Here is a 25218-nt window from a genome sequence, read left to right as displayed (position 1 = left end):
GGTTTATGAGGTTATTTTATAAAATTAATTGTAAAAGGATATTTGTAGTTTTCTCCTTTGTTAGCTTTCATGGCTGCGATAATTATTAAAGCTATTTTAATGAGTGAAACAATACTTACTAAGGATACGATACTAATAAAGCCAAAAAGGCCGTTGTAAGAATGATGCCCACCAAAATCAATATCTACTCCATTAAAAATGTCTAAAAAACTTCCAAAAAAGAAAGAGAAAAATGAAGCACTTAATATAAAGATGTACAAACCAAAACTGATATTAAAGTTTACTGCTTCTTTACCGTGATTGTCTAAAAACGGACTTTTATCTTTTAACGTTTGCCATAATATTAACGGAGTTATAATGCTTCCTAAAGGAAATAAGTATCCCGCAAAAGCGGATATGTGTATTAAGAAAGCGTTGGTGTTTTCGTTGTTTTTTTGCATGATTAAATATTTTATATAATACTTGACTATGCAAATATATATCTTTAAAAAGGTATTATGCAATACATAGTACTGTAATTAACATTTATTTAACATTTGTCATGTTTTAGGAAGTGTTAAAAAAAAGCTCTAAATTGCCCATAAATACTGATAAAATGAAGTTTACACCTCGAAAAATTAACTTTTTCACCTTATTTAAATTACCGTCTGCATATATCTGTGGAATTAAAGTAAAATCTATTTCTGATGAAAAATCATACGTTACCGTAAAGCATCGATGGATAAATCAGAACCCTTTTAATAGTATGTTTTGGGCTGTTCAAGGAATGGCTGCAGAACTATCTACGGGAATATTAGTGATGCAATCTATAGATGTTTCTAAAAAAAAGGTGTCAATGTTGGTTACGAATATGAATGCAACTTTTACAAAAAAAGCAACCGGCAGAATTGTGTTTGAGTGTAATGATGGTTTGGCTATTAAAGAAGCAATCCAAAAATCAGTAGAAACAGGCGAGGGGCAAACAATTTTAGTAACTTCAGAAGGCATAAATAAAGACGGAGTTTCAGTATCTAAATTTCAGTTTGAGTGGAGCTTGAAAGTGAAAAAAAAATAGTAATTTATATCGATTTCATATTGTTATATATTTCAAAAGATAAAAACTATCTATTATTTAGTAAAAAAAATACACATTAAATTTTAATGTGTATTTTAAGGATAAAAAAAATCTTAGCAAAGAACAACGAACGGGTCATGTTTGTCTATTACTCCTTCTTCTTGCCAGCAATGTCCATCACCATCACATGCTATATAGCAACCATAGTCAGCTAGCTTCCCTCCAGAAATTTGCTTTTGCTGCACATTAGTTAGCTTAATTCCTAAGTTTAAAATTGATTTTCTCATAATTTTTGAAAATTTATAATAGATTATGTTAAAGGCATACAACTTTTATGTTTGCCATGTTTAACAAATGTATTTTTTAATTTTTTAAAAAGTCAATAAAAAACCGTAATAAAAGTAAGGTTTAACCTTGTTTTATTTAGTAAGCAAGTTATTACTTTTAATTTTTTAGATAGCGTTGTAAATAGAATAATGCATTTAAATATCAGTAATTAAAGAGATTGGCCGTAACAAAAAATAATTTTCTACGTCTAATTATTAAATACTAAAACCAAAAAGATGAACGCACACGAAATAGATTATCGCATTTTCGGAGAAGAAATGCAGTATGTAGAAATAGAATTAGATCCACAAGAAGGAGTTGTTGCCGAAAGCGGAAGCTTTATGATGATGGAGGCTGATGTGAAAATGAGCACTATTTTTGGTGATGGTTCTAATCAGGAAACTGGTTTATTAGGTAAAATATTTTCAGCAGGAAAAAGAATTCTTACTGGTGAGAGTTTATTCATGACTGTTTATACTAACGAAGGTAGCGGTAAAAAACAAGTTTCGTTTGCTTCGCCATATCCAGGGAAAATAATACCTATCGATTTATCAGAGTTTGATGGGAAATTCATTTGTCAAAAAGATGCTTTTTTATGTGCAGCGAAAGGAGTTTCTATCGGTATAGAGTTTTCTAAGCGTTTAGGAAGAGGTTTGTTTGGTGGTGAAGGTTTTATTATGGAAAAATTAGAAGGAGACGGAATGGCTTTTGTGCATGCTGGTGGTACAATGGCTAGAAAAGTTTTACAAGCGGGTGAAATTTTAAAAGTAGATACAGGATGTATTATAGGTTTTACAAAAGATGTAGATTATGATATTGAGTTTGTAGGCGGAATTAAAAACACCGTGTTTGGTGGTGAAGGTTTGTTTTTTGCGAAACTTCAAGGACCAGGGACGGTTTATATTCAGTCATTACCATTTAGTAGGTTAGCAGGTCGTGTATTAGCAATGGCACCACAAACAGGCAGAGGAGATAAAGGTGAAGGAAGTGTTTTAGGTGGTTTAGGAAATATCCTTGATGGTGATAATCGGTTTTAGTAAAATAAATAATATGATAACATAAAAAAACCGCCAATTGGCGGTTTTTTTATGTTATCAATGTAGGTTTCTATATACCTAACTCATCAAAAAGACTAATTAATTTTTCACCTTCTGAAGGAGCAGGAGCGGTGGGACTTACAATATTTCCATCAGGATCTATAATAATAAACTTTGGTAATCCTTTAATTAAGAATTTTTGAGCCCACTCTAAATCTGCCAATTTCTCACCGCTAAAAAGTTGTACACCTGTCATTTCACGATCTACAATGGTTTGTTTCCATTTTTCATAATCGTCTTTAGCGTCAACACTAATGCTTACAAATTCTACATTTTTTCCATGGTATTCTTCTTCTAGTTTCTTTAATAAAGGTATTTCTCTTTTACAGTATGCGCACCAGGTTGCCCAAACATCAATGTATAAATATTTTCCTTTACCAAGTAAATCATCTAAAGAAGTTGTTCCGCCAGCATAGTTTTCAAAATCTTTAAATTTTGGAGCAGGCTCGCCTTTGGCAGTTGTTTTTAATGAATTATAACTTTTAGAAACCTCTTCTTTGTGCTCTTTATTTGTAGAATAGGCCATGAATTTAGCATAAAATTCTTTTAAGTTACGTGTATATGTAATACTTCTTTTTGCACTTTCATACAATAAGTCGTTCTTTGCTAAAGTATCATTAACTTCAGTTTGTACTACTTCTAAGTATGTTAGAAAACGATCGCCACCTTCTTCAGTTTTAGCTCTAGATATTTGATCTAATTGTGTTTCTAAAATTTTACGGTAAGAATATGAATTAACATAATCATCACCGCTACTATAATTAAAGTCTTTTAAAGGGTCAGGGAAATTTTCTGAAACAATAAATTCGTCATTTCTAGTTAAAATACCATAGTATTCTTGATAATTACTTAAAAACTTTAAATATTCATAATTAATATTTTTAACTTCTTTTTTTAAGAATTCAGCAGGCAGGTTATTAGATATTGATAACTCCGTTAAAGCTTCTTTATAATTGTTTAATTTTTCTAAAAAAATATCTTCTTCTAAGGCGAAAAATTTATTAGGATTCGCTATATGCTCATTCCAAGCTTTCTTTTTAAGAAGGAAGTAATTTTGGATATCCGCACTAGTTCCTTTAAACTTTGCTTTAAGAATTTTTTTGTAGTCAGTAGATATTTTTACATCAACAGTATCAGTAAGGTATAGATTAATAGGTTTTTTATTAAGCATTAAGGTGTAATAACCATCTCTGTTAATTCTTACAGTATCTGAAAAAGACCCTGTTTTTTTATCGAATTTTATTTTTTTTTCAAAACGAAACCCTGCTAAGGTAACATCTTTCTTTTTAAAGTTTTCTATTTTACCAGATAGAATAAGATAATCTTTTACCGGTTTTTCTTTTTTACATGAGATTATAGTAACTCCTATAAGGGCTAAAAGTATTAGTCTTTTCATCATTTAATATTTATGTTAATAAGGGGTTTAAGCGCCGAAGTTACTTTTTTTAGTTTTTTTATCAAAGAATTTAACAAAGTATTTACTATTTTGTGAAACTTTAATATATTTTTACTTACAATTGTTTTTGTTTTTAAAAAAAATAACCCCCAAACAACTTGTATTTAGGGGGGTGCAGTTTTTATTCTTTTATTTCTGTGCGAGATTCTTTTGGTTTTTGTCCTTTCTCTATTTTGATGCTCAACTTATTGTCTTTTTCATCTAAATCCATAAAAATGGTATCTCCTTCGTCTAATTTAGAATTAACAATTTCTTCAGCTAAAGCGTCTTCAATATACTTTTGTATGGCTCTTTTTAAAGGTCTTGCTCCGTACTTTTTATCGAAGCCTTTATCGGCAATGTAGTCTTTTGCTTTTTCGCTTAGCATTAATTTGTATCCTAAATCAGCAATACGGTTTAAAAGCTTTTCTAATTCAATATCAATGATTTTATGAATATCTTCTCGCTCTAATGAATTGAAAATTATAACATCATCAATACGATTTAAAAATTCTGGAGCGAAAGATTTTTTTAAAGCTCCCTCGATAATGCTTTTTACATGTGCATCTTCTTGATCTTTTTTAGAAGCAGTACCAAAACCAACACCAGCACCAAACTCTTTTACTTTACGGGCACCTATGTTAGAGGTCATGATGATAATCGTATTCCTAAAGTCAATTTTTCTACCAAGGCTGTCAGTAATATGTCCGTCATCTAAGACTTGTAAGAGCATGTTAAAAACATCAGGGTGTGCTTTTTCAATTTCATCTAAAAGAATTACTGAATATGGCTTTCTTCTAACTTTTTCGGTTAATTGACCACCTTCTTCATAGCCTACGTATCCTGGAGGTGCACCAATTAAGCGAGAGATAGCGAATTTTTCCATATACTCACTCATATCAATTCTAATTAAAGAATCGCTAGAGTCAAATAACTCACGAGCCAATACTTTTGCTAGCTGTGTTTTTCCAACACCAGTTGATCCTAAGAAAATAAAGGAACCAATTGGTTTGTTGGGGTCTTTTAAACCTACGCGATTACGCTGTATGGCTTTTACTACTTTGGTTACAGCTTCATTTTGACCAACAACTTTACCTCTAATCATGTTTGGTAAATCTGCTAAACGATGACTTTCTGCCTCAGCAACTCTGTTAACAGGTATTCCTGTCATCATAGAAACTACTTCGGCAACATTGTCTTCAGTAACAATTTCTCGATTTAATTTAGCGTCTTCTTCCCATTGGTTTTGAGCAGATTCTAGTGCTGTTTCAATGTTTTTTTCATCGTCACGTAGCTTAGCTGCTTCTTCGTACTTTTGGCCGCTTACAGCTTTTGTTTTTTGCTTACGAATTTGTTCTAGTTTAGCTTCTAGTTCTAATATTTGTTGTGGAACAACAATGTTAGTTATATGTATTCTAGATCCTGCTTCGTCTAAAGCGTCAATAGCTTTATCAGGTAAAAAGCGATCTGTCATATAGCGATTGGTAAGCTTAACGCACGCATTAATAGCTTCATCGGTATATGATACTTGATGGTGCGCTTCGTATTTACCTTTAATATTATGTAAAATTTGTATAGTTTCCTCAACCGTTGTAGGCTCTACAATTACTTTTTGAAAACGACGCTCTAAAGCTCCGTCTTTTTCGATGTTGGTTCTAAATTCATCTAAAGTAGTGGCTCCAATACATTGAATTTCTCCACGAGCTAAAGCTGGTTTTAGCATGTTTGACGCATCTAAAGAGCCTGTAGCTCCACCCGCACCAACAATGGTATGTATTTCGTCAATAAATAAAATAATGTCGTCATTCTTCTCTAATTCATTCATTAAAGCTTTCATGCGCTCTTCAAACTGCCCTCTATATTTTGTTCCGGCAACTAAACTGGCTAAATCTAAAGAAACAATTCTTTTGTCGAATAAGATACGAGATACTTTTCGTTCTACAATTCTTAAGGCTAAACCCTCTGCAATGGCAGACTTACCAACACCAGGTTCTCCAATTAACATTGGATTGTTCTTTTTTCGGCGGCTTAAGATTTGAGAAACACGTTCAATTTCTTTTACTCTACCAACCACAGGGTCTAATTTACCTGTAGTGGCTAATAGTGTTAAATCTCTTCCAAAATTATCTAAAACTGGTGTTTTAGACTTTTTGGCTTGTTTTCCTTTGGGGCTTTGTTGTCCAAAAGGATTAGATTTATCATCATTAAACTCATCTTCAGAAGGTGTTTCGGCAGTAGGAGAAGAAAAAGTATCTTCTACGTGGAGTTCCTTGTAAAGTGCTTTCGCTTCTTCATAGCCTACATCATATTTTTGAAGTAGTTTTGTTGTTGGGTCATTCTCGTTACGTAAAATACATAACAACAAATGAGCAGTGTCTATAGAGTTACTTTGATATAATTTAGCTTCTAAAAACGTTGTTTTTATTGCTTTTTCAGCTTGTCTTGTAAGGTGCAAGCTCTTTTTTTCGATGCTTGCTATTGATGGGGTGGTCGGATTTAGTTTTTCTAATTTATTGCGCATCAAATCTAAATCTACGTCAAAAGTAGTTAGTATTTCAATGGCTTTACCGTCTCCATTCCTAATCAAACCTAGTAACAGGTGTTCTGTTCCGATAAAATCATGGCCTAATCTTAGGGCCTCTTCTTTACTGAAAGTAATTACATCTCTAACTCGTGGTGAAAAATTATCGTCCATAAATTTAATTTGTATATGTGTAAAGTTAGTAAGTTTTTTTCTTAAAAATTACAAAAAAGATGCCAATAGTTTTTAACAGACATTCTGGCAAGGTAAAATTGCTTCATTGTAGGTTGAATAATTATTGAAATTGTTGATAAGTATCACTAAAACAATAAAAATATTTTTTGTGTAAAAGAAGGCATTATAGTATCTTGCAATGTTTTAATAAGTACCGTTAATTTTAGTGTATTTTAGAAGTGAGTTTTATCAAGTGTAAAATTCACTTTTTTAACGAAAAAATGACAATTAATATTTTAAAGATATATATATGGCAGATGGCGAAAAGTTGATCCCTATCAACATTGAAGAGCAAATGAAATCAGCGTATATCGATTATTCGATGTCGGTTATTGTGTCAAGGGCATTACCAGATGTAAGAGATGGTTTAAAGCCTGTTCACCGAAGAGTTTTATTTGGGATGCACGAATTAGGAATTAAAGCAACAGGTTCATATAAAAAATCTGCAAGAATTGTAGGGGAAGTATTAGGTAAGTATCACCCACATGGTGATACCTCTGTATATGACTCTATGGTTCGTATGGCGCAAAATTGGAGTGTGCGTTATATGATGGTTGATGGGCAAGGTAACTTTGGTTCTGTTGATGGAGATTCTCCAGCAGCAATGCGTTATACTGAGGTTAGAATGCAGAAGATATCAGAAGATATGTTAGCAGATATTGAAAAAGATACTGTTGATCACCGCTTAAATTTTGATGATACTTTGCAAGAACCAACGGTATTACCAACACGTATTCCTAACTTGTTAGTAAACGGAGCGTCTGGTATTGCAGTAGGTATGGCAACAAATATGGCGCCTCACAACTTAACAGAAGTTGTTAATGGTACTCTTGCTTATATTGAAAATAAAGATATTGAAATTGATGAGTTGATGCAACACATCAAAGCACCAGATTTTCCTACAGGAGGAACTATTTATGGTTATGAAGGTGTTCGTGATGCTTTTCATACAGGTCGTGGGCGTATTGTAATGCGTGCCAAAGCTACCATTGAAGAAGTAAAAGGAAGAGAATGTATTATTGTTACTGAGATTCCTTATCAGGTTAACAAAGCAGAAATGATTAAGAAAACTGCGGAGTTAGTAAATGATAAAAAACTTGAAGGAATAGCAAATATTCGTGATGAGTCTGATAGAAACGGAATGCGTATCGTTTATATTTTAAAACGTGATGCAATTCCTAATATCGTTTTAAACAAACTATATAAATACACTCAATTACAAACTTCTTTTAGTGTAAATAATATTGCGTTAGTAAAAGGACGACCAGAGCAATTAAATTTAAAGCAATTAATTCAATACTTTGTTGAGCATAGACATGAAGTTGTTGTTCGTAGAACTGAGTTTGAATTAAAGAAAGCAGAAGCTAGAGCGCATATTTTAGAAGGATTAATTATTGCTTCAGATAATATTGATGAAGTAATTAAGATTATTAGAGCTTCTAAAAATGGAGATGAAGCACGAGAAAAATTAATAGAGCGTTTTGAACTGACAGAAATTCAAGCAAAAGCAATTGTAGAAATGCGTTTGCGTCAGTTAACAGGACTAGAGCAAGATAAGTTACGTGCAGAGTTTGACGAAATAATGTTAACAATCGCTGACTTGAAAGATATTTTAGCAAACGAATCAAGACGTTACCAAATAATTACAGATGAATTAATTCATATTAGAGATAAATATGGTGATGAACGTCGTTCTGTAATTCATTATGCAGGAGGAGATATGCGTATCGAAGATATGATACCAAACTCTAAAGTAGTGGTAACTATTTCTCATGCAGGATATGTAAAACGTACCAATCTTGACGAATATAAAGTTCAGAATAGAGGAGGGCGTGGACAAAAAGGAGCAACTACCAGAAATGAAGATTTCTTAGAGCATTTATTCGTAGGAACAAATCATCAATATATGATGTTTTTTACACAGAAAGGAAAAGTATTCTGGATGCGTGTGTATGAAATCCCAGAAGGAGGAAAGAATACCAAAGGTAGAGCAATGCAAAACCTAATCAACATCGAGCAAGATGATAAGGTAAAAGCGTTCTTAGTTACTCAAGATTTAAAAGACGAAGCGTATATTAATAGCCACTTTGTGATTATGGCTACTAAAAAGGGTCAAGTTAAAAAGACACCTTTAGAGCAATATTCTCGTCCAAGAACTAACGGTATTAATGCAATTACTATTAAAGAAGGAGATGAACTATTAGAAGCTAAACTAACAACTGGTGATAGCCAAGTAATGTTAGCTTTAAAATCAGGTAAGTCTATTCGTTTTGAAGAAGCAAAAACTCGTCCTATGGGAAGAACTGCATCTGGAGTTCGTGGTATTACTTTACAACACGATAAAGATGAGGTTATCGGTATGATTGCAGTAAATGACATGGACAGTAATATTTTAGTTGTTTCTGAAAAAGGATACGGAAAAAGATCTAAGCTAGAAGATTATCGAGTTACAAACCGTGGAGGAAAAGGAGTTAAGACCTTAAATATTTCAGAAAAAACAGGTGAATTAGTTGCAATTAAAAATGTAGATGATTCAAATGATTTAATGATTATTAACAAATCAGGTCTTACAATTCGTATGGCTGTTGAAGATTTACGTGTTATGGGACGTGCAACGCAAGGTGTTCGTTTAATTAATATAAAAGACAGTGATAGTATTGCTGCTGTTGCAAAAGTTATGCGTGAAGATGATGAGGATGAAAATGAAGATGCAGAAAATGGCACGGAAATTGAAAACGAAACAAACGAAGATCAAGAACAACAATAAATAAAACAGTAATTAAAATGAAAAAACAAATTTTAACCTTTTCTTTAGGATTGATGTCATTAGGTTTAATGGCTCAAAAATCTGAATTAAAAGCAGCTGAAAAAGCAATAAAAAAACAGGACTATACAACAGCTATTACTACTCTTAATTCTGTAGAGGGAGCTGTAATGATGAGCGATGAAGATAAGTATAAATCTAAATTTTACTTTTTAAAGGCTAAAGTATTAGCGATAAAAAAAGATTATAAAAATTCTGCAGAGGCTTTTCAAGCGTTGTTAGCAATGAAGGATAATAATTATACTGAAGAAGCTAAACCTTTATTGAATAAAATGGTTCAGGAAGTATCTAATAAAGCTGTTGATTTATACAATAATAAAAAAGACTATAAAAACGCTGCAGAAAATTTCTACTTAACATATATGTTAAGTCCTACTGATACCTCTTTTGTTTATAATGCAGCAATATCTGCAACACAAGCTAAAGAGTATGATACAGCTATTAAGTATTATAAAGAGTTAAGAAAAGTAGGTTATACAGGGATTGAAACTCAGTATATAGCAACCAATAAATTAACAGGTAAAGTAGAGAACTTAGGTTCTAAGCAGCAAAGAGATTTAATGGTTAAATCTAAGCAATATATTAAGCCAGGTGTAAAATCATCAGAATCTAAAACAGCTATAATCGTTAAAAACATTGCTTTATTATTAAAAGAGCAAGGAAAAACAGATGAGGCTATTGAGGCATTAGCAGAAGCAAGAAAGGCAAATCCGAAGGATTTAAATTTATTGTTAAATGAAGCTGATATGTATATTAAGCTTAAGCAAATGGATAAGTTCGGAGAGCTAATGAGTGAGGCGATTGCTTTAGATCCTGAAAACCCTACGTTATATTATAACTTAGGTGTAGTTAACTTTAATGATGGAAGAGTTGATGATGCTAAAAAATATTATAGAAAAGCAGTTGAGTTAAAGCCAGACTATGCTGATGCTTATATGAATTTAGCAGTTGCTATTTTAAATAAGGATAAGAAAATTGTAGATGAAATGAATAAAAATTTATCAAACTTTAAAAAGTATGATGAGTTAGCGCTACAACAAAAAGAAGTGTATAAAGAAGCATTACCTTACTTAGAAAAGGCAGATTCTTTAAATAGAAATATAGATACTGTTAAAACTCTTATGAACTTATACGAGGTTTTAGAAAATGAAGCGAAAGCAACAGAGTATAGAGATTTATATAAGTCAATGAGATAGAGTTCTTTTATTAGTTAAAAAAAACCGAAACTTTTAAGTTTCGGTTTTTTTTGTGCTTATTTATTAAATATTTTCAAATAAAACGTTTTATAACTCTTAACCTATGAGTGTGCTTATTGGTGTCTATATTGTAAATTCCGCTGTGATCTAACTTGTCAATTCGTACTTTACCGTGTGCGTGAATAATATTATAATCATTCATAATAATGCCAACATGTGTAATAGTACCATCTTCATTATCAAAAAAAGCTAAATCTCCAGGTTCACTTTCTTCAATAAAGCTTAAAACTTCACCTTGTGTAGCTTGTTCTTTTGCATCGCGTAATAAATTGTATCCACATAATTTATACACAGTTTGTGTAAAACCAGAACAATCAATACCAAAAGGAGATTTTCCTCCCCATAAATACGGAACGTTTAAAAACAGAAAAGCGGTATCAATAATAGCTGTTTTTATAAGCTTCTTATTGCATACTTTTCCTTCATAAGTATAAAGAGTTTTATTTATATTGATATTTTTATCTTTATAAAATGGAAGTCTAGCTCCCATCGGAATTGTAGTTAAGTTGTGATTATTATCTGTAATAAAATCAATTAACTCCCCAGCATAGCTTTTATTTTCTTCGGATAAAGAATTATAAACTTCCTCAGTAATTTCTTCGTATTGTTTATTATCGATAAAACCTTCATAATTATCGAAAGCTAAACGAATTTTACTCCAATTTTTAGATTTTTCTAAAACCTTAAAATGCTCACCAAAAACTACTTGACTCACCATTTCTGAAGGATCAGAGGGCTCAAGTCGAAGAGGCACAATACTTAAATTACAAATTCCGAAAGACATTGATCAATTATTTAAACATTAAACTCTTTCAATTACCATTGCACTAGCACCACCACCACCGTTACAAATACCAGCAGCTCCTATTTTAGCATTATTTTGTTTTAAAATAGAGGTTAAAGCTATAACAATTCTTGCTCCAGAAACACCTAATGGATGTCCTAAAGAAACAGCTCCACCATTTACATTTACTTTATCAGTAGATAAGCCTAGAATTTTCATATTAGCTAAACCAACAATAGAAAACGCTTCGTTTAATTCAAAGTAATCTACATCATCAATTGCAATTCCAGCTTTCGCTAAAGCCTTTGGTAATGCTTTAGCAGGTGCAGTCGTAAACCATTTTGGTTCGTGTGCAGCATCTGCATATCCCTTTATTTTAGCTAAAGGAGTTAAGTTTAATTCAGCAGCTTTTTCAGCAGACATTAAAATTAAAGCAGCTCCACCATCATTAATTGTTGAGGCATTAGCAGCAGTAACTGTTCCGTCTTTGGTAAAAGCAGCACGTAAAGTAGGAATTTTTTCCATTTTCACATTTTTATATTCTTCATCTTCAGAAAAGATAACTGGTTCGCCACGACGTTGAGGTATTTCTACGGGCACAATTTCATCCGCATATTTTCCTTTACTCCAAGCATCAGAAGAACGTTTGTAAGATTCAATAGCAAAAGCATCTTGATCTTCTCTAGAAAAGCTATATTCAGTTGCACATTCATCCGCACAAACTCCCATTGCTACTTGCTCGTAAGCATCAACTAAACCATCTTTTTGTAAGCCGTCTTCCATTTTAATAGGTCCGAATTTAGAACCCGTTCTAGCGTGTTGATAATGAGGAATCATACTCATGTTTTCCATTCCACCAGCAACAACAACTTCAGCATCACCTAAAGCAATTGCTTGCGCAGCCAACATGATAGATTTCATACCAGAAGAACAAACTTTATTTACAGTAGTACAAGGTACAGTATTAGGAATTCCGGCAAAAATAGCAGCTTGACGAGCTGGTGCTTGACCAACTCCGGCAGAAACTACATTTCCCATAAAAACTTCATCCACCATTTCAGGTTTTAAGTTTATCTTCTCTAAAGCTCCTTTTATTGCTACAGCACCTAATTTTGGTGCAGGTATAGTTGATAAAGTTCCTAAAAAACTACCAATTGGTGTTCTTGCAACTGATACAATAACTACTTCTTTCATATATTTGGGTGTATTGTGTTAAGATTTGTTTTGCGAAAATAACCATTTTATAACAAGTACTCAAATAATAGAGAAAGGTTATATTTACATTTTTAAACATTTAAAATGAACGATTTCATTAATAAGTTATATAAGAATAATGCTATTATTTATAAAGTATTATTATTTTTAATTACAGTTGTATTAATTGTGTACCTGTTTCCTAAAGGTGGACAATTTAAATATGATTATCCGCAAGGAAAACCTTGGCAGTACGATAATTTTTATGCTCCATTTGATTTTGCGATTCAAAAAACAGCAAAAGAAATTGATACTGAAACTCGTGAAGTTAGATCAAATATTAAAAAATATTTTGTTTATAATGAAGAGATAGAAGGACAAGTCTTAAAATCATTTAGAAGTAAGTTACCTCTTTTCGATTCTTTCTCTAAGAAAGATCTAGGGGTTTTAAAAAAAGCAGGAGAATATGTTATCAAAAAAATATATAAATACGGATTTTTAGATGATGCAAGTGTAGATAGGGCAAATCAAGGGGAGCTTATAATTTTACGTAAAGGAAATTCAATAGACGACGTTTCCTTTTCTAGGTTATTACAGTCTAAAGACGTACTTAATTTTATTTCTAAAAATACGGATAAACTTGATTTGCAAAAGCAGAACATACTTTTAACGCTTTTATCAGAAAGTCTTAAACCTAATGTACTCTTTGACACTAAATATAGTAGCAAGGAATTAAATGAAGCATTAAAAAATATATCACACGTAAAAGGAAAAGTATCAAAAGGAGAACTAATAATATTAAAAGGTGATATTATTGAAGGAAGAAAGCTTAATGTTTTAAAATCGTATGAAACTGCTTCAAGTTCACAACTTTGGACAAAGTCTAATTACTATTGGATTGTTTTCGGGTACACTATTTTAGTAGCCTTAGCATTATTAATGTTATTGCTTTTTTTACATAAATATAGATTCGAAATTTTTAGTGACAATAATAAAGTAACCTTTATTTTCTTTAATGTTTTTTTAATGATTTTTGTGCAAACATTGGTTGTTAAATACAATTCTGAATACTTATACGTAGTGCCATTAAGTATTTTACCAATAGTGCTAAAAGCTTTTTTTGATGCTAGATTAGGACTTTTTACACATGTTTTAACCGTTTTGTTATTAGGGTTTATAGTTCCTAACAGTTTTGAGTTTATCTATTTACATATTATTGCAGGAATTGTAACAATATTAACTGTATCAGAGTTATATAAAAGAGCAAGTTTATTTGTGTCGATAGGGCAAATTACTTTAATTTATATGATTACCTATTTTGCTTTTTCAATATTAAAAGAAGGGAATGCAGATAAAATAAATTGGTTGTATTTTGGATTGTTTGCCGCAAACGGAATGTTATCTTTCTTAGCAGTATTCTTTATTTATTTTTACGAGAAGTTGTTCGGTTTGGTTTCAGATGTTACTTTATTAGAGTTGTCTAACACAAACTCGAAACTATTAAGAGATTTAAATGAAAAAGCACCAGGTACATTTCAGCACTCTATGCAGGTGGCAAATTTAGCAGAAGCTGCGGCAAATGAGATAGGCGCTAATTCGATGTTGGTTAGAACCGGAGCATTGTATCATGATATAGGTAAAATGGCAAACCCGATGTATTTTACAGAGAACCAATCAACAGGTGTAAATCCGCATAATGATTTATCACCAAAGGATAGTGCTCGAATAATTTTAGATCATGTTATAAAAGGGATAGAGATAGCAAAGAAAAATAAATTACCAGATAGAATAATAGATTTTATAAGAACACATCATGGAACAAATGTTACTTATTATTTTTACAAACAAGAATTAAAGAACACTATAGAAGGAGAAGAAGTTGATATTAAAAAATTTCAATATCAAGGACCAATCCCTTTTTCGAAAGAAACTGCTATCTTGATGATGTGCGATGCAGCAGAAGCAGCATCTAAAAGTTTAAAAAACCCAACAGCGCTATCGATAGATAATTTAATAGATAAGATTATTGATAAGCAAAAAAACGACAATCAGTTCTCAAATTCAGATATAACCTTTAGAGAAATAGAAAAAATAAAAAAAATTATAAAGAATAAGTTGATGAGTATCTATCACTTACGAGTTGAGTACCCAGATTAGTGTAATTTTTTTTAAAAAACACTTGTGAAAGCATTTAAGTGGTTGTATATTTGCACTCGCAATTTAAAACTCTTATTTATTAAGTAGTTTAAAGTTCAAGGAGAGGTGCCAGAGTGGTAATGGAGCAGATTGCTAATCTGTCGACGGGTAACTGTCGCCAGGGTTCGAGTCCCTGTCTCTCCGCAATTAAATTGCACTCGGGGTGTAGCGTAGCCCGGTCATCGCGCCTCGTTTGGGACGAGGAGGTCGCAGGTTCGAATCCTGCCACCCCGACACTGTTTTCGTAGAAACATAAAAACTACGGGCTCTTAGCTCAGCTGGATAGAGCACCTCCCTTCTAAGGAGGCGGTCGGAGGTTCGAATCCTCCAGGGCTCACTTAAAGCTTCACTAGAAATAGTGAGGCTTTTTTGTTTTCTTATGTTTCATAGAGCTTGTAGCTTTGTAAAAGTTATAAAAACAATAGGATAGTATCTTAAATAAGAATAAATTGAAAGATAGAATACACTCAGTAATTAGTTACATTTATGTATTGCTTTTACTTTATTTAGGTGGTTTAGTAATTATGCTTATTTTTAAAGGGGCAGTAGAAGGTTTTTTAAATTTAGATATAAGCTGGCATAAAGTCCCTTTAATATTAGGAACTCCATTAATATTTGCGATTGTCTTAAAATTTTTAATTAAAAAACTAGAATAATTAAATTGAGTCAGTAATAAAGTTATGTGATATTTTTTTCTTGCTAGTTCAAGACTAGATTGTCAAGAGTGAATATTAAAAAAGAATAAAAAAATACAGGGCTACCTTACATTAACTTGTGAGGTAGTTTTATTTTTTATACCAGTTTTTTTATCTAATTACTTAATCGATATAAACCTTTCTAGGTGCATTAAAAGGTTCCTGCTTTTCTTCAGAGGCTCCCATTTTAAAATCAAAACTATAATATTATGAATGATTATATGTTGTCTGTATTATTTGTAATACAAAAGATAAAAAGAAACAAAAAAGGTAAATGCCCTTTAAGGTTTAGGTTAGTCTTTTATCAGAAAAGGGAAATATTTTCTACAGGGGTGTTTATTTATCCAGAATCTTGGAATAATGCAATTAAGAAAGCTAAAGCTCTTAGCACAGGGAATAAAATAATTAAGGAGGCTTTTTTTTGAGTATTTTCAATATAATTTTATAATAAAAAAAAGAGAGGTTAAAGAAACCTCTCTTTGTAAAATGATCAACCTTATATTTAATATTATTTTAGTTATTACCTAGGTTAGCATACTCTTCTTCAGAGATTTCCCCTGTATGAATATCGCGTAATTCTTCTAGTTTGGTTAACATAAATTTATGCAAATCTTCATTAATTCTTTTTGGTTTTTTAAGGTCACTACTTCTTAATTTACCAGGAAGAATATGGCTATTATAATAGTAAAAAAAGTTATAATCAAGGCTTGAGTTAGATAAAGCACCATTATTAGCTAATAACCATCCTAACCTTACCGAAGAACGTCTTTGTGCGGCAGTACCGTGAGAAGATCCGTTAGAACCTGCTATAGATTGAGAAAAGTTATATGCAGGGATAACATCAGACCAATTACTAGTATAACTTCTTCTTAAGAAATAACCAGCAAAACCATCAGCTTCTAATTCTGTATTAGAGGCTCCTGTTACTGATGGGTATCCTTGTCTAAATTGTATTTGATGCGCTACTTCATGTGCTACAATATATGCAACAGCAGATCTTCCGTAATTTAATGCACCACTTAACATTTCTTCACCCCAAATAATATAATTGTTAGGTGGGCCATAAGAAAGTGCGTTAAATGTACCGCTACCTGCTGCAAAATAAAGGGGAACATTAGATATGCCAAAAAGATTTGAAGCCTTATTGTTTTGTTGTTTTAAAAAATTTGTTTCACTTGTGTTTACAAGTGTGTTTGACCAATAAGAGTTTGGCCCAAATTGAGATACAGTTGCACAGTTATGCGCTGTGTTATGATTACCTAATTCGTTAGGTAAAATGCCATTTTCTGGTGAATTGGCGTTTAAATCTAAATCTTTCTCTATTTCTTGTTTGTCACAACTTTGTAACGAAACTAAAAGAGCTAACGTTATTAATTTAATAATTTGTTTCATTTTTTTATTTATTTGAAGGGTTTGAAGGTTGATCAATTTATAAACGAAAGTAGTTATATGTTGTTGTTTATTTAATATAATGATTAATATTATTCAATAAGTTTAATAATTTAACAAAAAAGTAAATAATGTATTATATTAAACAAAGAGTGTTTATTTTTAAATTAAGATATGTCATTACAAAACGGGAGTCGTTTTGCTCATATCTATCGATAAAATATTCTGAAAATGTAGAATTATATTAAGGAAATCGGTTTTGTATAAGATAATTATAAAACAAAAGTTTAGTTACATAAGAAATAAATAACAAAACTATTTAATAAAAAATTGAATAATTAACATTTTTAGAGTCTTAATTTAGTTGTTTTTTATATCACAATAATACGCATGTGTAGTAAAGTTAACGGAAGTTTTTATAGTTTGTAAATTTGTTAAACGTTTGGTTTTGAGTCTTTTTTTTAAATTTTAATTTGTTTTTTAAATTAATTTTTTATACTTTTAAATGTGCATTTAAGTGTTTAATTAAACTTAAAACAGTAATAAAATGAATTTTAAGAAAGCTCACTACTTCATAAGATACTTTTATTAGTGCTTTTTACATATACCTTATGTTAAATAAAATCAAGTACACCTAGTACAGTAGCATTTTATACAACTTTTCACCTTAAAAACTTTATATATGAAAATAAAAATTACACTACTAGTATTAATGTTAAGTGTTAGTTTATTCTCTCAAGTAGGAATAGGTACCTTAACTCCAAATGAATCAGCTCAATTAGATATTGAATCTCAAAACAAAGGTCTTTTAGTACCAAGAATATATATTGAGGATTTAAATACGGCATCGCCAGTATTAAATTCTTCAATAACAGAAAGCTTATTTGTTTATAATACGAATGAAAATATAGGGAAGGGATTTTATTATTGGACAGGAGTTGAATGGAATAAGTTAGCAGATGCAAGCACTGTTTCAAATCTTATTTCAGCACAAGCCGATAATCAACAAATAACTAGTTTTTTTCTTGATAGCTCTAATTTTCTTAGAATAGAGATTGAGAACGGAGGAACTGCCTCTGCCGATTTATCTTCATTTTTAAACGCTAATAAAATAGTAACTGGTCCAGGGTCGCCGGCAAGTAGGTCAGTAAATCCTTCATTAGCTGACTTATATATAGATACAGATACAGGAGAGTTATACACATCAGATGGAAGGCTGTGGTTTGCTGTTGCTGCAACAGGAGCAGATGGTAAATCAGCATATCAAGTATGGTTAGATGCTGGTAATACAGGAACAGAAGCAGAATTTATAGCATCGTTAGACGGTTCAGACGGAAAAACAGTTTTAAACGGCACAGTGAGCCCAACGACCGAAGGTGTACTAGGCGATTTTTATATTGATACGGATGATAATTTAATTTACGGTCCCAAAACAGGATCAGGTTGGGGAGTAGGAACAAGTTTAGTCGGAGCAACAGGCGCAAATGGTTCAGACGGTTTAGACGGAAAAACAGTTTTAAACGGCACAGCGAGTCCGACTACCGAAGGTGTATTAGGAGATTTTTATATTGATACAGATGATAATTTAATCTACGGTCCAAAAACAGGATCAGGTTGGGGAGCAGGCGTTAGTTTAGTTGGAGCAACAGGCGCAAATGGTTCAGACGGTTTAGACGGAAAAACAGTTTTAAACGGCACAGCGAGTCCGACTACCGAAGGTGTATTAGGCGATTTTTATATTGATACAAATGATAATTTAATTTACGGTCCAAAAACAGGATCAGGTTGGGGAGTAGGCGTTAGTTTGGTCGGAGCAACAGGAACAAATGGATCAGATGGTTCAGACGGAAAAACAATTTTAAACGGTACAGCGAGTCCAACTACCGAAGGAGTAAACGGAGATTTCTATATTGATACAGATGATAATTTAATCTACGGTCCCAAAACAGGATCAGGTTGGGGAGTAGGAACAAGTTTAGTCGGAGCAACAGGCGCAAATGGTTCAGACGGTTCAGACGGGAAAACAGTTTTAAACGGTACAGCGAGCCCAACTACGGAAGGTGTATTAGGAGATTTTTATATTGATACGGATGATAATTTAATCTACGGTCCCAAAACAGGATCAGGTTGGGGAGTAGGAACAAGTTTAGTCGGAGCAACAGGCGCAAATGGTTCAGACGGTTTAGACGGAAAAACAGTTTTAAACGGCACAGCGAGTCCGACTACCGAAGGTGTATTAGGAGATTTTTATATTGATACAGATGATAATTTAATTTACGGTCCCAAAACAGGATCAGGTTGGGGAGTAGGAACAAGTTTAGTCGGAGCAACAGGCGCAAATGGTTCAGACGGTTTAGACGGAAAAACAGTTTTAAACGGCACAGCGAGTCCGACTACCGAAGGTGTATTAGGCGATTTTTATATTGATACAGATGATAATTTAATTTACGGACCCAAAACAGGATCAGGTTGGGGAGTAGGAACAAGTTTAGTCGGAGCAACAGGCGCAAATGGTTTAGACGGTTCAGACGGAAAAACAGTTTTAAACGGCACAGCGAGTCCGACTATCGAAGGTGTATTAGGCGATTTTTATATTGATACGGATGATAATTTAATCTACGGTCCAAAAACAGGATCAGGTTGGGGAGTAGGAACAAGTTTAGTCGGAGCAACAGGCGCAAATGGTTTAGACGGTTCAGACGGAAAAACAGTTTTAAACGGCACAGCGAGTCCGACTATCGAAGGTGTATTAGGCGATTTTTATATTGATACGGATGATAATTTAATCTACGGTCCAAAAACAGGATCAGGTTGGGGAGTAGGAACAAGTTTAGTCGGAGCAACAGGCGCAAATGGTTCAGACGGTTTAGACGGAAAAACAGTTTTAAACGGCACAGCGAGTCCGACTACCGAAGGTGTATTAGGCGATTTTTATATTGATACAGATGATAATTTAATTTACGGTCCCAAAACAGGATCAGGTTGGGGAGTAGGAACAAGTTTAGTCGGAGCAACAGGCGCAAATGGTTCAGACGGTTCAGACGGAAAAACAGTTTTAAACGGCACAGCGAGTCCGACTACCGAAGGTGTATTAGGCGATTTTTATATTGATACAGATGATAATTTAATTTACGGTCCCAAAACAGGATCAGGTTGGGGAGTAGGTACAAGTTTAGTCGGAGCAACAGGCGCAAATGGATCAGACGGTTCAGACGGAAAAACAGTTTTAAACGGCACAGCGAGTCCGACTACCGAAGGTGTATTAGGCGATTTTTATATTGATACAGATGATAATTTAATTTACGGTCCCAAAACAGGATCAGGTTGGGGAGTAGGTACAAGTTTAGTCGGAGCAACAGGCGCAAATGGATCAGACGGGTCAGACGGAAAAACAATTTTAAACGGTACAGCGAGCCCAACTACGGAAGGTGTATTAGGAGATTTTTATATTGATACAGATGATAATTTAATTTACGGACCCAAAACAGGATCAGGTTGGGGAGTAGGAACAAGTTTAGTCGGAGCAACAGGCGCAAATGGTTCAGACGGTTCAGACGGAAAAACAGTTTTAAGCGGCACAGCGAGTCCAACGACCGAAGGTGTATTAGGCGATTTTTATATTGATACAGATGATAATTTAATCTACGGACCCAAAACAGGATCAGGTTGGGGAGCAGGAGTTAGTTTGGTCGGAGCAGCAGGAGCCGATGCGGCATTGTCAGGTACAAGTGATCCTAATGGTTCTGTTACGGGAGTTGTAGGTCAATTATACCTTGATACTGTAACAGGAATTTTATACAAAACAATAGATGGGACAACCTGGACAAATGTTGATGCAGATAATCAAGATATATCATTAAGTGGTAATATAATTAGCATAACGAAATCTACTTCTACTGTAGATTTAGGTAATTCAACATTAGCATCTAATATATCTACTAATACAAGTAATATTTCCACAAATACTACCGACTTAGCAACGCTACTAGCCTCTATAAATAGAATAAATAATATTAGAGTAGTTAAAAACCCAACAGTAGCTACGAGTATTACAAATAATGATGGAACCGTTATAATAGAACAAACAGGTTTGTTGACTATTGGAGTTGGAGCTAATATTACTATTCCTTTACCTACTTCTACTAACGTAGGTAACAAACTAACCATTGTTAACAGAGCAGGTAATGGAACTTTATTGGGTCTTAGTGTAGCATTAAACCTTAATATATCAGGAGGGTCTACGATACAAGGTTCATTATTAACAGTAGTTGGATTATCTACTCTAGGAACAAATTCATCAATGACAATTCAATGTGGGTATTCAGATCCGGCAGCAGGAGGAGATGGTAATTATTATTGGTATCAGATTGATAGTGCATTGTTAGGACTTTAATAATTAAAACCAACTTATATTATGAATAAATATATTATGAATACTTGTTTGGTTCTATGGTTTACTGGGGCTTTAAATGCTCAGGTTTTTAACAAAGGTGATTTTTATGTTTCATCAAATGTAATCGTTAGTGTTTATGATGACCTAATTAATAGCACGGGATCTGAATTGGTAAATAATGGCGAATTATACTTATTTCAAAACTTAACGAATGATGGTGGTTTTAGTTTTGATGCAAGCCAAAACACAAGTGTGTTAAACTTTGTAGGAAACCAAGAACAAGTTATAGATGGAAGGGGTATAACAAATGTTTTAGATATTGAGTTTAATAATAGTTATGGAGCTTTTTCTTTTTCTCTAGATAAGGAAATTGGTATTCACGGCACATCATTTTTTCAACAAGGTATTGTACATGAAACCACACAAGGATTATTGAGTTTTCAAGCGAGTGCAGATTATGAAAATTTAAGCATTCAAAGCTATGTAAACAATAAAGTTAGAAAAGTAGGAAATACTTCTTTTACGTTTCCTGTAGGCGACTATCAAGGAAGCACTTTTATACCTAGACAAGCAAAGGTTAGTGCGATTAAAGACGTAGATAATCAGTTCTTTGTCGCTTTCAATTGGGAAAATTCTGATGTTAATTTTTCCCATAATGATAAAGAAGTTTCTATAGGCTTAGTTAATATGAATGAGTTTTGGGAAATTAATAGAGAGGTAGGGAATTCAGACGTGGAAATTACTTTAACATGGAGCGATGTAACCACCCCAGATTTTTTAACAGCTAATCCTAATCAGATGATTATTGTTAGGTGGGATGGTTTTCAATGGGTAAATGAAGGAGGTGTTGTTAATATAGCAAACAAAGAAATTACCACAACGGTAAATGAGTTTGGAGTATTTACTTTAGCTAATAAGTCAGATGATAATATTATACCAGATTTAGATATATCAGATTCTTTTTCTCCTGATGGAGATGGTATTAATGATGTTTTTATGATTCCGGGATTAGTTGAAATGTACCCTAATTTTAAGATGAAAATTTACAATAGGTATGGTAATATATTATATGATTATAAGAACAATGGTAATTTAAACCCTGTTTGGTGGGATGGGAAATACTATAAAAGAACAACTGTATTAGGAGATGAAGAAATGGTTGCAGCAGCGACCTATTGGTATATTGTAGATTTTAACGATGGTGTAACAAAGCCTTACCAAGGTTGGTTATATTTAAATAAATAAATTGCATGAAAATTAACTTATATATTATAGTATTATTTATATGTTTTAATTTAAGTACAGAAATTATTGCACAACAAGATCCTCAATATACACAATACATGTACAACATGACAATGATGAATCCTGCTTATGCAGGAAGTACAGAAGGTGTAAGTATGGGGGTTTTGGCAAGAACTCAATGGTTGGGGGTAAATGGAGCTCCAAAAACATTAAGTGCTTTTATTCATAGTCCTATTGGAGAAAAAATAGGATTAGGGCTGTCTTTAGTTCACGATAAAACAGGTCCAGTAAATGAAACACATGCGTATGCTGATTTTTCTTTTACAATTCAACCTTCAGAAAAATCTAATTTGGCATTTGGATTAAAAGCAGGAGCTACTTTTCAGCAAATAGGATTATTAAATTTAAAACAAAATGACACAAATGATCCTAAATTCAGTCAAAATGTAAATAATGCGTATCCAAATATAGGTGTAGGTGTTTTTTATTACCTAGAGAAGTTTTACTTCGGAGCCTCAGTGCCTAACCTTTTAGAATCATTACATTTTAGAAAAACGAATGGAGTTATAGCAAGAGCGTCAGAAGAAATGCATGCCTTTATAACAACAGGTTATGTTTTTGATTTAAAAAGTGATTTTAGATTAAAACCATCTTTTTTAATTAAATACGCTAATTACTCACCAATTTCATTAGATGTTTCGTTAAATGTATTATGGAAAAATAAGGTTGAATTTGGGGTTTCGCACCGTTTAAGTGATTCTTGGAGTGGAATAGTTAATTTTCGAGTAAATAATAAATTAAGAATAGGGTATGCCTATGACCATACAATTTCAGATTTAAGTGAATTTAATTCAGGTTCACATGAATTAATACTTCTTTTTGATTTTCAATTAATAGAGAGAAAATATTTATCACCTAGATACTTTTAAATATGAGCTTTAAAAACAGCAAAAAAAAACAGATCATCTTGTTTTTTATTTTGTTGCTAGCTATAGCTGCTAGAGCTCAAAATAAAAATCAGGATTCTGTTGAAGTAAAAAACCTATCTATTAACACTAAATACTCCGATTTCGGAGCCTTACAATATAATGATAGTATATTATTGTTTTCTAGTTCTAAAAAAATAAAAAAAAGCCAAAAAATATGGAAAGATAATATGCAACCTTTTTTAAAGATTTATACTGTTAATAATAAGGTAGAAGATGTTTATACTAGTGAAGAATTATTTGATAAAAAGAATAAAATAAAGCACCATGTAAGTTCTGTTTCATTTAATGCTAATAAGACTATAATGTACTTTACAACAAATAATTTAAGTGTATCAAAGAGTAAAAAAATAAAACAACTAATAAGGTTAAAATTATATAGCGCTAAAAGGATAGCTAATAATTGGACAAATATACAGGAATTACCTTTTAATTCATCAAAATATTCTACAGGCCACCCTTGGCTTAGTGAAGATCAAAAAAAACTATATTTTATATCTGATATGCCTGGAGGTTATGGTTTAACAGATATTTATGTGGTTAATATTTTGCCAGACGGATCTTTCTCTTCTGTTAAAAATTTAGGACCTGAAATTAATACAAAAGGAAAAGAAATGTTTCCTTTTGTAGATGAAAATAATATTTTGTACTATTCTTCAAACGGATTCAATGAAGGTATTGGAGAGCTAGATATTTATTACGCTGATTTAAATAAAGATGCTCTTACTGTAAAAAATTTAGGGCGCCCTATAAATAGCGAATCAGATGATTTTTCTTTTTATAAAATTAGAAGAGTAAATAAAGGTTATTTTTCATCAAATAGGCTAGGAGGTAAGGGAGATGATGATATCTATTCGTTTAAGGTAGGGGCAGAAAAGCAAATAAAAAAGTGCCAAGATTCAATTCAAATTATATTTAAAGATAGTAAGACTTTACAACCTCTAAATGGTGTTGAAGCCTTCTTAAAACCACATCATAAAAAACTATTAAAAGCTAAAATTACTAATAACGGAGGTGCTTTTATGTTTGTTAAAAACTGTACATCAATAAACTTTGAAATTTCAGCTTTTAAAAAAGGTTATTCCCAATTGAAAAAGGTTTTTAAAATTGAAAACGGAGAAAATAAATATGAGTTTTTTATAGAAAAAGATATTTTATCTGAAAAAATAGTAAAAATTATAGACAATAAACTACAAATAATTATAGGTAATATTTATTTTGGATATAATAATTTTAAAGTCAGTAAAGAAAGTAAAAGTAAGTTAGATATGTTGGTTGATATAATGCAGAGGTACCCTAAAATAAAAGTAAAAGTTAATTCACATACAGACAGTAGAGGAACGGATTTGTATAATTTGCAGCTTTCTAAAAAAAGAGCTTTATCAATTAAAAATTATATAGTAAAACAAGGGGTATCAACTAAAAGAGTTTTTCATGAAGGATATGGAGAAAAAGCAATAGCAAATAGATGTTTAAATACTGTTAAGTGTACTAGTGAAGAGCATTTAATGAACAGGAGGACAAATTTTTTAATTATAAAGTAATTTTAAGATGCAATGGAAATTATAATAAAACAAAAATCTCCATT

18 protein-coding genes and 3 tRNA genes are annotated in these 25218 nt (G+C 32.2%); 14 read left to right on the top strand and 7 right to left on the bottom strand.

The features are described 5' to 3' along the window. Positions 1–11 precede the first annotated feature (11 nt). Positions 12–440, bottom strand: a complete 429-nt coding sequence (locus ACQ629_RS04040) for a DUF4870 domain-containing protein (RefSeq protein ID WP_483706662.1) — start codon at positions 438–440, stop codon at positions 12–14. A 155-nt stretch (positions 441–595) separates the two neighbouring features. Here ACQ629_RS04040 and ACQ629_RS04035 point away from each other — a divergent pair, with 155 nt between their 5' ends. Then, a complete protein-coding gene (locus tag ACQ629_RS04035) occupies positions 596–1054 on the top strand; it encodes a DUF4442 domain-containing protein (protein WP_483706661.1) in 459 nt (152 codons plus the stop codon). Between the two features lie 113 nt (positions 1055–1167). Here the strand turns inward: ACQ629_RS04035 and ACQ629_RS04030 are convergent, their stop codons facing one another. Continuing rightward, on the bottom strand, positions 1168–1341 hold the full coding sequence (locus ACQ629_RS04030; protein WP_483706660.1) for a hypothetical protein: 174 nt from the start codon (positions 1339–1341) through the stop codon (positions 1168–1170). Between the two features lie 276 nt (positions 1342–1617). On the opposite strand from ACQ629_RS04030, the gene ACQ629_RS04025 reads away from it, so the two are divergent. Next, positions 1618–2418: a TIGR00266 family protein gene (locus tag ACQ629_RS04025; protein ID WP_483706659.1), complete on the top strand. Its 801-nt coding sequence runs from the start codon at positions 1618–1620 to the stop codon at positions 2416–2418. Between the two features lie 70 nt (positions 2419–2488). Here the strand turns inward: ACQ629_RS04025 and ACQ629_RS04020 are convergent, their stop codons facing one another. Together ACQ629_RS04020 and ACQ629_RS04015 are read right to left on the bottom strand one after the other, a co-directional pair. Continuing rightward, a complete protein-coding gene (locus ACQ629_RS04020) occupies positions 2489–3877 on the bottom strand; it encodes a TlpA family protein disulfide reductase (protein ID WP_483706658.1) in 1389 nt (462 codons plus the stop codon). 178 nt (positions 3878–4055) lie between these two features. Next, on the bottom strand, positions 4056–6608 hold the full coding sequence (locus ACQ629_RS04015) for an ATP-dependent Clp protease ATP-binding subunit (protein WP_483706657.1): 2553 nt from the start codon (positions 6606–6608) through the stop codon (positions 4056–4058). A 310-nt stretch (positions 6609–6918) separates the two neighbouring features. Here ACQ629_RS04015 and gyrA point away from each other — a divergent pair, with 310 nt between their 5' ends. Further along, the gene (gene gyrA / locus ACQ629_RS04010; protein WP_483706656.1) at positions 6919–9435 is read left to right on the top strand and encodes a DNA gyrase subunit A; all 2517 of its coding nucleotides are present in this window, start codon (positions 6919–6921) and stop codon (positions 9433–9435) included. Between the two features lie 17 nt (positions 9436–9452). Continuing rightward, a complete protein-coding gene (locus tag ACQ629_RS04005) occupies positions 9453–10688 on the top strand; it encodes a tetratricopeptide repeat protein (RefSeq protein WP_483706655.1) in 1236 nt (411 codons plus the stop codon). Between the two features lie 73 nt (positions 10689–10761). On the opposite strand, the gene ACQ629_RS04000 is transcribed toward ACQ629_RS04005, so the two are convergent. Both ACQ629_RS04000 and ACQ629_RS03995 read right to left on the bottom strand, forming a co-directional pair. Continuing rightward, positions 10762–11532, bottom strand: coding sequence for a C40 family peptidase (locus ACQ629_RS04000; protein WP_483706654.1), 771 nt, complete (start codon positions 11530–11532; stop codon positions 10762–10764). 18 nt (positions 11533–11550) lie between these two features. Beyond that, positions 11551–12726 (bottom strand): acetyl-CoA C-acyltransferase, encoded by a 1176-nt coding sequence (locus tag ACQ629_RS03995; RefSeq protein WP_483706652.1) that lies wholly within the window; start codon positions 12724–12726, stop codon positions 11551–11553. Between the two features lie 105 nt (positions 12727–12831). On the opposite strand from ACQ629_RS03995, the gene ACQ629_RS03990 reads away from it, so the two are divergent. The 6 genes from ACQ629_RS03990 to ACQ629_RS03965 all read left to right on the top strand — a co-directional run bounded on the left by ACQ629_RS03990 (position 12832) and on the right by ACQ629_RS03965 (position 16042). Beyond that, positions 12832–14883: an HD family phosphohydrolase gene (locus tag ACQ629_RS03990; RefSeq protein ID WP_483706651.1), complete on the top strand. Its 2052-nt coding sequence runs from the start codon at positions 12832–12834 to the stop codon at positions 14881–14883. Between the two features lie 99 nt (positions 14884–14982). After that, a tRNA-Ser gene (locus tag ACQ629_RS03985) sits at positions 14983–15066 on the top strand. Between the two features lie 15 nt (positions 15067–15081). Continuing rightward, a tRNA-Pro gene (locus ACQ629_RS03980) sits at positions 15082–15156 on the top strand. A 29-nt stretch (positions 15157–15185) separates the two neighbouring features. Beyond that, positions 15186–15259 (top strand) — tRNA-Arg (locus ACQ629_RS03975). A 112-nt stretch (positions 15260–15371) separates the two neighbouring features. Continuing rightward, a complete protein-coding gene (locus ACQ629_RS03970) occupies positions 15372–15578 on the top strand; it encodes a hypothetical protein (RefSeq protein WP_483706650.1) in 207 nt (68 codons plus the stop codon). A 248-nt stretch (positions 15579–15826) separates the two neighbouring features. Next, a complete protein-coding gene (locus ACQ629_RS03965) occupies positions 15827–16042 on the top strand; it encodes an Arm DNA-binding domain-containing protein (protein ID WP_483706649.1) in 216 nt (71 codons plus the stop codon). 88 nt (positions 16043–16130) lie between these two features. On the opposite strand, the gene ACQ629_RS03960 is transcribed toward ACQ629_RS03965, so the two are convergent. Beyond that, positions 16131–17009 carry a metalloprotease gene (locus ACQ629_RS03960; protein ID WP_483706648.1) on the bottom strand — a complete coding sequence of 293 codons (879 nt, stop codon included), beginning with the start codon at positions 17007–17009 and terminating at the stop codon, positions 16131–16133. Positions 17010–17688: 679 nt separating this feature from the next. On the opposite strand from ACQ629_RS03960, the gene ACQ629_RS03955 reads away from it, so the two are divergent. From ACQ629_RS03955 to ACQ629_RS03940, 4 genes are read left to right on the top strand one after another with little or no spacing between them, the layout of a single operon-like run. Then, positions 17689–21399 (top strand): beta strand repeat-containing protein, encoded by a 3711-nt coding sequence (locus ACQ629_RS03955; protein ID WP_483706647.1) that lies wholly within the window; start codon positions 17689–17691, stop codon positions 21397–21399. Positions 21400–21420: 21 nt separating this feature from the next. Next, a complete protein-coding gene (locus tag ACQ629_RS03950; RefSeq protein WP_483706646.1) occupies positions 21421–22644 on the top strand; it encodes a T9SS type B sorting domain-containing protein in 1224 nt (407 codons plus the stop codon). Positions 22645–22649: 5 nt separating this feature from the next. Further along, a complete protein-coding gene (locus ACQ629_RS03945; protein ID WP_483706645.1) occupies positions 22650–23573 on the top strand; it encodes a PorP/SprF family type IX secretion system membrane protein in 924 nt (307 codons plus the stop codon). Between the two features lie 2 nt (positions 23574–23575). Beyond that, positions 23576–25174, top strand: a complete 1599-nt coding sequence (locus ACQ629_RS03940; RefSeq protein WP_483706644.1) for an OmpA family protein — start codon at positions 23576–23578, stop codon at positions 25172–25174. Positions 25175–25218 lie beyond the last annotated feature (44 nt).

Source organism: Tenacibaculum sp. SM2510 (assembly GCF_057002845.1).
This window is presented reverse-complemented; position numbering and strand designations above follow the sequence as displayed.

Excerpts from the sequence above, each read along its gene's own strand:
- ACQ629_RS03960 (WP_483706648.1), bottom strand. The coding sequence starts at position 17,009 with ATGAAACAAATTATTAAATTAATAACGTTAGCTCTTTTAGTTTCGTTA.
- ACQ629_RS04035 (WP_483706661.1), top strand. The coding sequence starts at position 596 with ATGAAGTTTACACCTCGAAAAATTAACTTTTTCACCTTATTTAAATTA.
- ACQ629_RS04020 (WP_483706658.1), bottom strand. The coding sequence starts at position 3,877 with ATGATGAAAAGACTAATACTTTTAGCCCTTATAGGAGTTACTATAATC.
- ACQ629_RS03965 (WP_483706649.1), top strand. The coding sequence starts at position 15,827 with ATGAATGATTATATGTTGTCTGTATTATTTGTAATACAAAAGATAAAA.
- ACQ629_RS03995 (WP_483706652.1), bottom strand. The coding sequence starts at position 12,726 with ATGAAAGAAGTAGTTATTGTATCAGTTGCAAGAACACCAATTGGTAGT.
- ACQ629_RS04025 (WP_483706659.1), top strand. The coding sequence starts at position 1,618 with ATGAACGCACACGAAATAGATTATCGCATTTTCGGAGAAGAAATGCAG.
- ACQ629_RS04005 (WP_483706655.1), top strand. The coding sequence starts at position 9,453 with ATGAAAAAACAAATTTTAACCTTTTCTTTAGGATTGATGTCATTAGGT.
- ACQ629_RS04030 (WP_483706660.1), bottom strand. The coding sequence starts at position 1,341 with ATGAGAAAATCAATTTTAAACTTAGGAATTAAGCTAACTAATGTGCAG.
- ACQ629_RS03940 (WP_483706644.1), top strand. The coding sequence starts at position 23,576 with ATGAGCTTTAAAAACAGCAAAAAAAAACAGATCATCTTGTTTTTTATT.
- ACQ629_RS04015 (WP_483706657.1), bottom strand. The coding sequence starts at position 6,608 with ATGGACGATAATTTTTCACCACGAGTTAGAGATGTAATTACTTTCAGT.
- ACQ629_RS03990 (WP_483706651.1), top strand. The coding sequence starts at position 12,832 with ATGAACGATTTCATTAATAAGTTATATAAGAATAATGCTATTATTTAT.
- ACQ629_RS04040 (WP_483706662.1), bottom strand. The coding sequence starts at position 440 with ATGCAAAAAAACAACGAAAACACCAACGCTTTCTTAATACACATATCC.
- gyrA (WP_483706656.1), top strand. The coding sequence starts at position 6,919 with ATGGCAGATGGCGAAAAGTTGATCCCTATCAACATTGAAGAGCAAATG.
- ACQ629_RS03950 (WP_483706646.1), top strand. The coding sequence starts at position 21,421 with ATGAATAAATATATTATGAATACTTGTTTGGTTCTATGGTTTACTGGG.
- ACQ629_RS03945 (WP_483706645.1), top strand. The coding sequence starts at position 22,650 with ATGAAAATTAACTTATATATTATAGTATTATTTATATGTTTTAATTTA.
- ACQ629_RS04000 (WP_483706654.1), bottom strand. The coding sequence starts at position 11,532 with ATGTCTTTCGGAATTTGTAATTTAAGTATTGTGCCTCTTCGACTTGAG.
- ACQ629_RS03955 (WP_483706647.1), top strand. The coding sequence starts at position 17,689 with ATGAAAATAAAAATTACACTACTAGTATTAATGTTAAGTGTTAGTTTA.